Source organism: Dyadobacter koreensis (assembly GCF_900108855.1).
Taxonomy (GTDB): Bacteria; Bacteroidota; Bacteroidia; order Cytophagales; family Spirosomataceae; genus Dyadobacter; species Dyadobacter koreensis.
Genome location: NZ_FNXY01000001.1, coordinates 941,214 through 953,313 on the forward strand (window position 1 = coordinate 941,214; position 12,100 = coordinate 953,313).

Annotated in this window: 10 protein-coding genes; 1 reads left to right on the forward strand and 9 read right to left on the reverse strand. The window is 42.5% G+C overall.

The features are described from left to right. Window positions 1-18: 18 nt before the first annotated feature. A complete protein-coding gene (locus BMY70_RS03900) occupies window positions 19-3,174 on the reverse strand; it encodes a TonB-dependent receptor (protein WP_090332115.1) in 3,156 nt (1,051 codons plus the stop codon). Between the two features lie 438 nt (window positions 3,175-3,612). Here BMY70_RS03900 and BMY70_RS03905 point away from each other — a divergent pair, with 438 nt between their 5' ends. Beyond that, window positions 3,613-3,897, forward strand: a complete 285-nt coding sequence (locus BMY70_RS03905) for a hypothetical protein (RefSeq protein ID WP_090332118.1) — start codon at window positions 3,613-3,615, stop codon at window positions 3,895-3,897. 65 nt (window positions 3,898-3,962) lie between these two features. On the opposite strand, the gene BMY70_RS03910 is transcribed toward BMY70_RS03905, so the two are convergent. The 8 genes from BMY70_RS03910 to BMY70_RS31455 all read right to left on the reverse strand — a co-directional run bounded on the left by BMY70_RS03910 (window position 3,963) and on the right by BMY70_RS31455 (window position 12,076). Beyond that, window positions 3,963-4,529 carry a sugar O-acetyltransferase gene (locus BMY70_RS03910; protein ID WP_177196950.1) on the reverse strand — a complete coding sequence of 189 codons (567 nt, stop codon included), beginning with the start codon at window positions 4,527-4,529 and terminating at the stop codon, window positions 3,963-3,965. Between the two features lie 47 nt (window positions 4,530-4,576). Then, window positions 4,577-5,242 carry a DUF1349 domain-containing protein gene (locus tag BMY70_RS03915; protein WP_218148564.1) on the reverse strand — a complete coding sequence of 222 codons (666 nt, stop codon included), beginning with the start codon at window positions 5,240-5,242 and terminating at the stop codon, window positions 4,577-4,579. Between the two features lie 54 nt (window positions 5,243-5,296). Then, entirely contained in the window at window positions 5,297-6,079 is a 783-nt protein-coding gene (locus BMY70_RS03920) for an IclR family transcriptional regulator (RefSeq protein WP_090332123.1), read from the reverse strand. Window positions 6,080-6,239: 160 nt separating this feature from the next. Further along, complete coding sequence (locus BMY70_RS03925; RefSeq protein ID WP_090332125.1) at window positions 6,240-8,003, reverse strand: flavin monoamine oxidase family protein; 1,764 nt, start codon at window positions 8,001-8,003, stop codon at window positions 6,240-6,242. Between the two features lie 12 nt (window positions 8,004-8,015). Beyond that, window positions 8,016-9,212, reverse strand: a complete 1,197-nt coding sequence (locus BMY70_RS03930) for an FAD-dependent oxidoreductase (RefSeq protein WP_090332128.1) — start codon at window positions 9,210-9,212, stop codon at window positions 8,016-8,018. Between the two features lie 98 nt (window positions 9,213-9,310). Further along, entirely contained in the window at window positions 9,311-10,153 is an 843-nt protein-coding gene (locus BMY70_RS03935) for a heme-binding protein (RefSeq protein WP_229209464.1), read from the reverse strand. A 493-nt stretch (window positions 10,154-10,646) separates the two neighbouring features. Then, on the reverse strand, window positions 10,647-11,543 hold the full coding sequence (locus BMY70_RS31450) for a sulfatase (RefSeq protein ID WP_310590630.1): 897 nt from the start codon (window positions 11,541-11,543) through the stop codon (window positions 10,647-10,649). Window positions 11,544-11,548: 5 nt separating this feature from the next. Further along, window positions 11,549-12,076 carry a sulfatase-like hydrolase/transferase gene (locus BMY70_RS31455; protein WP_262485735.1) on the reverse strand — a complete coding sequence of 176 codons (528 nt, stop codon included), beginning with the start codon at window positions 12,074-12,076 and terminating at the stop codon, window positions 11,549-11,551. Window positions 12,077-12,100 lie beyond the last annotated feature (24 nt).

The following is a 12,100-nucleotide window of genomic DNA, read 5'->3' on the forward strand; positions in this document are numbered from 1 at the left end:
CTGTTTCAACTTAAAAAATTAGAATCCATATCTCAAACCGAGCTGCACCTGGTAAGGGTTACCATTCAAACTCGATACCCCTGTTCCGGCGCTCATATTATAAACAAACTCTTGCTTGGCAGCATCAAAGCTTTTGATTGAGTAAAGATTTTGCTTACCCAGGTTCTTACCAACGCCCCAATCGTGGTTCAAAAGGTTGGCAACATTGAATACATCAACAGACGCTTCCAGGCCGTGCCCTCCGAAAAGTTTAAAACGTTTCGCAAGGCGCAAGTCAAATACCCCGTAAAAATCATTGATACCACCATTGCGTTCTGCCATTTTGCCCATATCTCGTTTGATGTAATCCTTAATGCTTTGCTCTGCTTCCGGATTATTCAGGATAGCCTGAAGGCCTGTACGGATATATTCAGGCGTCGAAGAACTGTTCGGATCGTAGATGTAAGCAAGGTCATTGGATGATACGAAGTCACCATTCATATTACCCTGAACGGCCATAGAATAGCGCGTTCCGCCAATTCCTGAATACCGAAGTCCGATTGTTACACCATAAACACTTGGAGCCGTTCCGTAGAATACTACTTTGTTACGGAACTGGTTGTTTGCATAATTCATTTTGCTCAAATCACGTGGATCATCGGCAACCATCAGGTCAAGCGTTGCTGTATTGGCCACGTTTCCGTTGTAAGAAGTGTTGTCTTTTGAATCATTCCATGTATAAGAAGCTGTAATCTGACCATCTTTGAAGTAACGATACGTTCCGTCGATTACTACCGCATACTGGTTTTTCTTTCCGTCACTGGTCAGTTCAAGAACGCGGCCAACGTTTTTGGTTTTGCGGCTCTCTAACCAGTTTGTTGCACCATTTCGAGGCGTAATACTATTGGCTGGTACAAATACGCCACGGTTGGCTTCTGCGGCTATACGGAAAAATGGATCTTCCACCATATTACGGTCTACATACATATAATTGTTACGTGCCCAAGAAGCATATCCGCTCACACCCACACGCAGACGATCGCTGAAAAAGTGGTTATAAGAGAAGTTGGTTTTATAAACCACCGGAATTTTCGCGTCTTTGCTGTTCATGTTGATCGTTATCAATCTTTCAACCCCTTGAATATTGAAAAGTTCTGCTCCTGGGGCTGTTGACGGATCTGCGCGGTAGCCAGGGAAATTTGGTTTGGGCACCAGGGCGCCCTGTATATCCACAGACGCCACTCTTGTTCCATCAAAAAGCATGTTGTTGATCATCGAGTATGGGTTCAGCGCCGAGCCGAAAACACCTGCACCGAAACGGACGATATCTCTGCCGCGCTCATTTACGTCCCATGTAAACTGCACGCGAGGCTGTAACTGCGTTGTATTGATTACGTTGTCCGTACGTAGGCCAAGCTCGTCAAAGACAACCTGACTGAAATTCGCACTATTAAGATATTGTGTATTATCCAGACGTAAACCTGCCATCATTTCCAGTCCAAGCGCCAGCTTTGTATCCATCTGCGCATAAACACCTGTGCTCATAGAGTTCACAACGTTGCTTGGATCATCCAGCAAATTGATTTCTCTGGCATAACGATAAGGCGTCTGGTTTTCAAAATTTTCAAGACCTGTGAAGTAAAAACGCCCGTTCATTTCACTTCCGTAACGAGACTTCATGCGGTTGTACATCAGATCCAGACCGAAAGTGAAGTTGATTTTCCCTGTATTATAGTAAAAGTTATCAACCAGTTGAACAACGGTTCCTTTAAACCATTCAGGAGAAAAACGCTGGCCACCGATCTGGATAGAAGTGTTGTAATTACTGGATCCTGACACAGAAGAAACGTTTTCTACGATAGCACGTGGAATCCCGTCAGCAGGCAGTTCTGAGCTTGGTATGATAGCCTGGTCCTCATAGAAATGCTGCAATTTCAATTCATTGGTCATTTTCGGATTCAAGATTGTCCTCAACGACGCCATGATGCTGTTATCGAATCTTTTACGATCAATGTAAGATTCGTAAGCATTGATACCACTGTTGTCTCCTTCGGAAAGCATGTCATTTTCAATCACCATGTTGTTGCGAATCGACAAAAGGTTCTTTGAATTCAGCTGCCAGTCGATCTTGGCAAAAATTGCATCAGTTCCTTTTTTCTTACCAAAAGCACCGAACTGAGGGTTGTTGGAAACCCCATATTTTGATCTGGCGATGTCTGAGAATCTGTCCAAAGTCGCCTGCGTTACGCGGTTAGCAGCTTCATCAGCAGAAGACTGAATGTTCGCAATGTATAAAGGACGGGAGTCGGCCTGATGATCCCAGGCTACAAAGAAATGTGCTTTGTCTTTTTTTATCGCTCCACCCAATGAAGCCCCATACTGGTATGTTGAAAAGTCTTGCACTCTTTTGTTTCCTCTCAAATCATAAGGACTTGAAAGCCAGTCAGTACGCATAAATGTAAACGCGCTACCTGAAAGCTTGTTGGTACCCGATTTCGTTACAGTACTGATTGTACCACCACCGGCGCGGCCCATTGTGACATCGTATTCGTTGGTTACAATTTTAAATTCACGAATTGCTTCCATTGAAACGGAATATGCACCCTGCGTAGAGCCGCCGGCAATGGTTCCGCGCGAAGTCATACCATCTAACGTAAAGTTGGTAGAAGAAGCAAGTTGCCCGCCCAAACTCGATCCGTTACTTAGTGGCGACAGTTCGATCAGAGAACCGAAACTACGGCCGTTTACTGGTAATTTAGTAATGTCTTTTGCCGTAATCGGCGTTGATGCACCCAATGACACCACAGTGTTTTTCAATGAATTTGCCTTAATGTCAACAGCTTGCAATTCCGTTGCACTATTTTCCATTACGAAATTCAGCTTCAACTGATCGCCCTGGTTCAAAGAATAACCTGTTTTCTTTTGTTCCCCAAATCCAATGAAAGAAACAGTAATAGAGTAAGGTGAGCCCAGAGGTAACTGCTTGATAATGTAGTCACCATTGATGTCGGTAACGGTACCGGCCTGGAAGCCAGTGGATTCGTTTCTGACCAGAACTGTGGCGCCCGGAATTGGGCCAGCGGCTTCGGTTACTTTCCCGATAACGGTTGCTTCATTTCCCTGCCCATGCACCCTCGGCGTCGTAAAACAGAGCAGCGAACACAGCAGGAATAATCCTGTAAATAATTGTTTCATTTTGTTTGTTTGTAATTTATGTTAGAGTAGTAAGTATTCAAATGGAGGCCATTACCAGATAAATTCAGCTGGCAAAATTTCAGATAAATCGGAGGGGAAAATTCAAACGGAAATACGCAGACAAATTATTTTACTAAGCACGATTCTTCTTGGCAATCACTTTCCAAAAATTATCTGCTCAGCAAAGTGAACTATAAACCATATACGCAAATAATTATATTCTCAGTCTTTTCACTTAATATCATACAACTGTTTTACTGTTTCGTCTGTTTTAATCGAGTGCAAATGTAGTTTTGCACTGTTACCATCCTGTTAAGTCCAGATTATGGTTTAATTAATTAGGCGCGACTTTTATTAAAGTTATTTTTACATTTCATTTAGGTGCTCGTATTGTACCTTTAAAAAATATTGGCAAAACAACCTTTAAATACAGAAATCATGGCTGAACCGCAGCTCACCGGGTTACAAAGACGCGCAGAAAAATTCATCGACAGAACGATATCTTACTCGAATCCTCCTGCCGAAGCGGTTACTGGCAATTTCATAGGTTTCGACGAGTCTTCGGTGGATCGCGCAGTGATACAACTTTCCAACGCCGCCGACAGAATCACCGTGCCTCTGATGTATGTTGTCAATTATTTTGAAGAAAGTGAAGAAGCCCGGCAGGAAGCGATCAGAAATCTGACTTTTGAGAAGAGGCCGGCTTACAAACCAAAAAAGTAGGCACGCGGGACAATTGATCAGCTGGAGAAAATCCGGTACCAATGCACCGGATTATCAGCCGAAAATTATTGAACATTGCTCTTAATGACGCGGCAAGGATTCCCAACCGCAATTACGTTAGCAGGAATATCTTTTGTTACCACACTTCCGGCGCCAATGATTGTGTTGTCCCCGATCGTGACACCGGGAAGCACAATTGCTCCTCCTCCAATCCAGACATTGTTTCCTATTTTAATAGGGTGAGCATATTCTAATCCGGCAACTCTCTGCTCATTATTTGTCGGATGCCCGGCCGTATACAAACTCACACCCGGAGCCAGCAACACATTATTCCCGATCGTTACCGGCGCACAATCAAGAATGGTACACCCTACATTCGCATAGAAATTATCTCCGACGTGGATGTTGTAGCCATAATCACAATGAAAACGCTGCTCGACCCAGAAATTTTCTCCTGCGGTTCCAAAGATTTTTTTGATATACTCTTTTCTTTCCTCAGCCTTTGACGGATGGAGATTATTAAATTCATAGACTAAATTTATTGCAACCTGCCGCTCCTCAAAGAGTTCTGCTTCAAAAGCCAGATATAACTCTCCGGCTAACATTTTTTCTTTTTCTGTCTTAATACTCATTTTAATATCAGTAAAATTTAAAAAATTGCGTCGAAATGATCATTATTTCAATTTTTCACTTCATTCTTTTTCAACCATTCAACCCGCCTCTGATCCGGCAAATGTTTGACTTGAAACTGTTCAAATTTAGCTTCAAAACCTTTTCCATCAGGACAAGCAGCCATCAAACCAATCATGACCGGGTGATTATCTTTTAAATACGCAATCCTTGTCATCGTGTACGTTTTATCATCCAGCGAGTAAAATATTTCCAGCGCATCAAGCCGTCTGATTGCTTTTACCCAGATAAATGGTGGTATTTTTTCCAGCGGATTTACACTCCAATCGCTGGTATGATGTGTTACGACGGTACTTACATTTAATTTTCCGTCAACAAATTCGACGCCCGTTTTAATATAATTTTCGTGATCCGTTCTGATCATAAGTCCCATCTGATCGAAGCGCGCTTTAAAGTCTCCGGTCAGTTTTACCTTGGCTTCAAATTCTCCTCCGTATGTTGTATATAAAAACGGAGCATCATCGACCGTAAATCCATAATGCGAAATGCGCCAGTAATCGCTTTGCGGTGTAACATTCATCGTCAATACATTATCTTTTATCTGCCATTTTTCTGGTTCGTTAAACCATTGCATTCTGTCAAGACTTTGCGCCATTGTTATTTGAGTTGTTAAGAAAGTAAGTAAAGAAAAAAGCCATTTTTTCATGCTCTTCATATGTTTGTTTTGTTTAATAATTTTATCTTTTTGCACGCTGTATTTATTGATCGGCTATTTCGTTTTTCTGTACCCGATGTTGTAAGAAATTGCCATCCCACACTCCATAATTTGACTGGCAACATCAGGAATAATTTCTTCCGGCAATCGGCCCGCCGGACCAGATGTCCACACACAGGCTATGGCGCGGCCAGTTTCGTCAAAAATCGGGGCTGCAATACAGTGCACACCTTTTACCGTTTCATTGACATCTGCCGCATAACCTTCCGCCACGATTTTCTCCAGTTCATATTTCAAAGCAGATTTGTCCGTTATCGTATATTCGTTGATGGCATCAAGTTCTATGGATTCGAGCTTACTTTCCTGTTCTCTTTTTGGTAAAAATGCGAGAAGTACTTTTCCCGGCGCAGTCGAATGCAAACTAAAACGCATGCCTTGTTTTAATATAAAAACGAAATCGATATTACCCTGAAACTGATCAAGCAAAATAACTTCCTTGTCAAGAATTGTCCCGATCATGACCGATTCACCGATATTATCACGGAGTTGCTTCATATTTTCCTTCGATTTTTCAATAATATCATAACTACTGACAGCCGAAAGTCCAAGTCCCAGTAATTTGCGGGAAAGATAATATCGCGAACTGCCAAGCTCGCGGCCAAGGTAATTCAGATCGTGCAGCGTCGTAATAATCTTATAGACCGACGATTTCGGATAGTTGAGCGATCCGACGATTTCCTGAAGCGTCAATCCGTTTATATGATCAGCTAATAATTCAAGAACCTCCATTGATCTTGCAATCATTGAGGTATTGTTTCTATTATCTTCCTTCTCCATTTGATCTCAGTTATAAACAAAAAATGAATGCCGTTTCTATATATAAACAGCATTCATATTTATAACCAAATTTACATTTTATTTCAAAAATGCAAAATGAATTGCGCGTGATCGATCAAACTTTATTTGAGAAAGCTTGATCGATCAGGGTATAGACGCACTAACAACCCATATAATAATTTTTATTAAGCCAGGCAGGACGCTTCATGTCAAAATGCTCCTCCAACATTTTCTCGGCTTCGCAAAAAGCACCTTCCACCCAACCCTGCTGATCGGAATATGCTTCGCCGCATATATGAACACGCTCTTTTGCATCAGGTTTTCGCATGTAGGGCATTACATCTTTCACCGAAGTCCCAGCCTTCCAGGCATGATAACCTGCTCCAAACGGATCATCCGTCCAGTCCCTGAAATACGTAACATAAGGCTCTGGAATTTCTATCATTTTTCCGTGCACCTCTCTAAGCTGCTTCATTATTTCGTCAACCATAAGTTTTGTCGCCTGAACATCTTCAAGTGCTTTTAATTCTTTCAGCGAAGCAGATTTAGCAGGTTTCACTTCAAAGAGAATTTTATCATCCGACAGTGCTTTCCAGAATGTTTCCGTTTCCATATCGCCATAACTTCCTAATAACATCGAGTTATTTGTCTGGTGATCCGTCCCAAAATAATAACATTGCCGCATAGGAAGATCCGTGATCGAATGACCAGAATCCAGCCCAAGCTGTTTCCACCATGGCTGTTTGAAACCCATCAGAATTTTGAAAGAAGGCTCCATAATCACCGACCGGATATTCTTGTCAAGAACTGTGTTTTCATTTACATTGAAAAAGAAATTATCCTGATCAAGAAGTTCGAGGGATTTTCTGGGCATAGCAAGAATCAGGCAGTTGGCATATACGTTCCATTCAGTATTGGTTTTAAGATTGAGAAAGGTTAGCTCGTAACGGTAACTTTTCCTTTCCTGATGTTCCCGGGTAAATGTTATCAGCTTATTTTCGGACCATATACACGCGCCGGATTGCCCCATATACTGATTGGCCAAAGCATAGGCAATGCTATCGTAACCCTCTTCAATCGTTTTGTAAGTAATATTTTCAGAAAAATCTCCAACCATATAGGGGAAAGCTTCGGCAGCATTCCAGTTGATCGTGTTCGAATAGTACCCGCCGGCATTAGCGACAAATTCATATCCCTCCTGCGAGATCTGATCCTTAATCAAGTTCCAAAAACCAATGTCATTCACTTTCCTGCCATTATATGGCGAGTCCTTGAAATTATATATCAGCCTCGGCTTCACCTCGTCCCAGTCCTCACTGGTAAGCATAAAACCAAAGTCATATTCAGATGGCCCTTTCGTTACCTTTTTCGAATAATGTTTCACGAACCAGTGATCGGCAGTCAGCACCTCGTAAATGATTTTGTTAAACAATTGATCCGAGCTAAAACCAAGATCGTCGTCATTCAGGTAATACCGGGTTTCCAGTTTTTCACCATAGCGCTGCGCGACGTTCCAGGCATCCTGTTTGAAATGCTGCTTTCTAAGGTAAAACAAAAGTTCAGAAGGGTTGCCCATAGGAAAATCCACAGGGGTCATTTTATCTTTCAAAACCGGCGTCCTTTTGCTAAGATCCTTTTCAGACGTTGGATATCCTTCGATCAATGTCGTTACAATTTCTTGTGAGGTCAGGTAACGCATACCGCCTAATTCCCCCCAAAAGTTCATTCCGGGCATCATCACTGATTCCAATCTGCCTCCGAGCCGTTGGCTCATATCGAATATATGAACCTGATCTGCGGTGTATCTCTTATGTTCTGTCAAACGAAAGGCACTATATAGGCCGGAAGTTCCTGCACCGATTATAGCAACTTCGATCTTCAATCCCGGCGCCATTCCGCTGTTTAATGCTGTATTTTTATTCATTGTTTTAGGGTTTTAGATTGCTTTGAAAAAACGATATCCTAATTGAAAAGGAGTTATATCAAATTCAGAATGCCCGTCCAGAGCAAGTTGCGTAAGTATTTGCCCTAAAAAGGGAGTAAACTTTGCCGCCCACCCAGTTGCGTAAACGACAATGTTCTTATGATTTGGCACATAGGATGGTGCGAAATCGATCAATAACTCCTTATTGGCAATTTTGCTGAGTGCAATAAGACAGGTCGAAGTAAAATGCGGAACAGGATCCAATCCGGTCATATGGTTTTTTATCCATTCGGAAGTATAGGCCAGCTCCTGCGGATTAGCCACCAATGTTCGCTCTGCCGGATCGGACAATGGGTTAATAACAAAATCAGGCGCCACCCGAATGTATTCCGGATGATCCCAAATTACGCCGGGAAATCCATAGAATTGATTCCCATTTTCTCCCACTGCATTTTGAAAAACAAACCAGGTCGGATACTGAATCTTTGGATCTGTTTTTTTAAAATAGGCAGATGACATATTCCAGTAGGTTGCTTCGATTTTAAAATTCAAGAGATTTACAACGTTATCAACAAACGGACCGGGAGCGATGATTAGCTTTTCACAGATAAACGATTCCTCCGGGGTAATCACTTCGAATAATTTTCCTGCCTGCCGGATTTCCGTCACTGGTGATTTTTCCCTTAAAGTTACGCAGCGGCTTTGCACAGCTGCCTCGTATAAAGTTTCAATCGTAGCTTTAAAATCAATACTGGCACCGTCTGCCTGAAACAAACCGGTGTAGGTATCCGGCAGATTTTTGAAATGATATTGCTCTTCTATTTCCCGGGAAGTAAGCGTCGTATACGGAATATTCTGTGATTTGAGTGCCTGCTCAGCCTCCGCGATATTGCCTTCCGTGGAATGAACCGAAGGGTCGCCAAACCAAAGCGTACCAACTTTATCAAGTAGTTTTCGTGACGTCCGGCTTTGCAGCTCATCCCAGAAAGGCTGCGCGTCCATAGCCATTTTCACCATATAATCTTCCGGATAAGGAATACGATACTGCCTCGAAACACCTGCTGAACTGCCCAACTGATTTTTAAAATTATACTGTTCAAGCACCAGCGTTTTACATCCTCTTTTTTCCAAGTGATATGCCGAAGCAAGTCCGATTGCCCCGCCCCCAATTACGATCACCTCAAAATGATTATCTTTTTCTTCAGTCATAATTTTGTCTTTAGGAAGATTATATTCAAGTCCAAAAAATATGAGCAGCCGGTAACAAACTGAAAATTATGGCCGGAAAAACATCCGGCCACCGACTGTTATTGTTTGATCATTGTATTGATATTGACATGCGGCCACTGAATAAGCTTCGAAGCGTCCTGGAACCGGGGGATAAATTCAATCATAATCATCTGTGAATATTGCAATTGCAAAAACGTACTTCCCGTTGTCGGATTTTCTACGGTTTCAATCCAGAAAGTAGCTTCAAAACTTGTCGTATTGGCATTTTTAGTAATAAAAGGAATGTTCGAAATTCCGCCTTGATTCGCCGTATTGACAGTTATATTGGTAGAAGAAAGAATCTTTTGCACACTAATCGCTTCTAAAAGCGTTGCATTCGGATTAGTCTTGTTAAACCCGGAAATAGGAATCAAATATGGGTCGGTGTAACCAAGCGGCATGCCGGGTCCGGTTATTGGCAATGTGCTGATTACCGGAATCGCCGGAGCGCCAGAGGTAACCGAAGCATTGCCCAGAGCAAGTAAAGAATCGCCATGGGGAACAGACGATTGCCGGCATATACCAAATTCGCTCGGACAATCCTGTAACAATAACCAGGTCCCGTTTTCTGCATGCAGCAAACTGCCATCCAGATTGCTGTGTATACTTAAATTGTAAAGTAATGTCGGTATCTGTTGAATCGTGTCTGTCCCGCGATTAGGTGTAGGAGTGCTCAGGGGTAAAATTGTCAGCGTTTCGGTATAAGGTTGTACCAATAAAACAAAGCCGCCTTTCTGGTTTGGGACCGCCACCAGATTCCACCCTTTATTTCCCACCCATGTTCCGATCAGATCGGTGAGCGGGCCAAACATCGATGTAGTTTCCGAAACCATGCCGCCCAGCCTTGTGGTCTGCACAGTATTTGTTGTCACTTTAAGCATTGGGATTACGTTTTATGGTGAGATAATTGTGTTTTTGATTTAAAAAATAAAATATAGCGGCGCCCTAAGAGAGTCATTTCCATCAGGCAGGTAATTGATTCTCAAAGCATAGTGATAGCAAGGCGCAACATGCGCAGATGCAGGATGGACTGGAAAACAAAATATTACTCGTGAAAGGCGGGGAGGAATGCCGGAGTAATATTTCTAATTTTGTTATTGAAATGACGAGCAATCAATGTCATATTTATTTGTCTTGTCAATTCAAATAAATATGACACAATGTAGAAATAAAAGCACAATTCCGGATATTCTGTATCATTTAAATGGAGCAGAAATTATTTAACGGTTAAAGATCTGACTCTGTAAACCGTCCGGTAAAAAAAACTCCGGCAGTTTTGGATGAGATATGGGCTCATTACCAAAATTGCCGGCGTTATTTATTTAACAAATAATAGTGAGGACATAAAGTCATAACGGCATCTATTTGCAAAGGCTATTGTATAGCCAACCCCTTTCTCAGCAATAAAGCCAGCTCCTTCACAGTTTTGCTATGGCCATTATCCCTCGCAAGGTTTTTAAATTCATCCGGGTCTGTCTGATGGTCATAAAGTTCGACACCCGCTCTGCCTTCATCCCATTCGGTATATCTAAAACGTTCGGTTCTTACTGAACGACCAAAAATTTTGTCTCGGCGAACTTGTGTATAAGCCGGTCTGTCCCAGGCAGCAGCCGGATTTTTAAGCAACGGCGTCAGACTTTTTCCCTGTAATTGCTGATGTGGGTCCAGCCCGGTAAGCTCCGCAAGCGTCGGATAAATATCAATTAACTCGACTGTCCGTCCTGATGCTTTTCCTTTGAGGCCTCCCGGAACAGAAATTATAAGCGGTACACGGGCAGAATTTTCAAATAAACTTTGTTTCATCCACTGACCATGCTGACCGACGTTATACCCATGATCGCTCCAAAAAACAATGATCGTATTATCCGCAAGTTTCAGCCTGTCTAAAGCGTCCAGCAACTTTCCAACCTGTGCATCCATGAAGGAAATGGTTGCATAATAGGCTCGCTGCGCTTCTCTGCGTTCCGGTTCGGTCAGGCCCCAGTGTGAAGGTTTGGTAAATAAAGCAGCTTCCGGGACATCGTCAAGATCGTTTTCAATTTCTCTTGGAAGCGGAATTTTGTCCAGAAGGTATTGGTCAAAATATTTCTTGGGAGCAACATATGGAGAATGTGGCCGGAAAAAACCAATAGCGAGAAAGAATGGCTCGTTTTTCTTTTCTTCCATCAATTTTATTGCTTCGTTAGCGATAAGTCCGTCCGTATGTTCGTCATCGGTTCCATCAGTTGCCAGGTATGCTAACGCGCTGCCCAGGTGCCTGCCGGGCGTCAGATTTTTTACCTGGGATTCTTCCGCCTTATCACGTCCTTTTGGATTTTTTTAAAATTCCATGAAGCCGGATCATCCAACCCATCCGTTCCAATTTGGGCTGGAACACCATAATGAAAAATTTTGCCAACCCGAGCACTATAATAATTATTATTTTTGAATAGCTGAGGCAATGTTACAATATCAGGAAGTGTCTGACGGAAATGTGTCTGAAGTTCATAAATTTTAGTCACATCCGGACGTTGCCCTGTCAGCAAAGACGACCGGCTCGGGCTACAAAGCGGAAACTGTGTGTAAGCCCGGTCGAAACGTACGCCACGTTGGGCAAGGCGATCAATATTTGGCGTTTTAACAAAGGCATTTCCGAAAGCACCGATGTCGTTGTTGAGGTCGTCTGCTGCTATGAACAGGACATTATATTTTTTCGATTTACCCTGCTGTCTTGCATGCGTAGTCTCCTGGGAATATCCGGGATAGGAAATTAATAGTCCCGCTACCAAAATAGACCGGGAAACATTACTTACAAGTTTTATCATATTTCAGTTTAAAAAGTATTGACA

Excerpts from the sequence above, each read along its gene's own strand:
- BMY70_RS03920 (WP_090332123.1), bottom strand. The coding sequence starts at position 6,079 with ATGGAGAAGGAAGATAATAGAAACAATACCTCAATGATTGCAAGATCA.
- BMY70_RS03935 (WP_229209464.1), bottom strand. The coding sequence starts at position 10,153 with ATGCTTAAAGTGACAACAAATACTGTGCAGACCACAAGGCTGGGCGGC.
- BMY70_RS03925 (WP_090332125.1), bottom strand. The coding sequence starts at position 8,003 with ATGAATAAAAATACAGCATTAAACAGCGGAATGGCGCCGGGATTGAAG.
- BMY70_RS03915 (WP_218148564.1), bottom strand. The coding sequence starts at position 5,242 with ATGAAGAGCATGAAAAAATGGCTTTTTTCTTTACTTACTTTCTTAACA.
- BMY70_RS03900 (WP_090332115.1), bottom strand. The coding sequence starts at position 3,174 with ATGAAACAATTATTTACAGGATTATTCCTGCTGTGTTCGCTGCTCTGT.
- BMY70_RS31455 (WP_262485735.1), bottom strand. The coding sequence starts at position 12,076 with ATGATAAAACTTGTAAGTAATGTTTCCCGGTCTATTTTGGTAGCGGGA.
- BMY70_RS03905 (WP_090332118.1), top strand. The coding sequence starts at position 3,613 with ATGGCTGAACCGCAGCTCACCGGGTTACAAAGACGCGCAGAAAAATTC.
- BMY70_RS03930 (WP_090332128.1), bottom strand. The coding sequence starts at position 9,212 with ATGACTGAAGAAAAAGATAATCATTTTGAGGTGATCGTAATTGGGGGC.
- BMY70_RS03910 (WP_177196950.1), bottom strand. The coding sequence starts at position 4,529 with ATGAGTATTAAGACAGAAAAAGAAAAAATGTTAGCCGGAGAGTTATAT.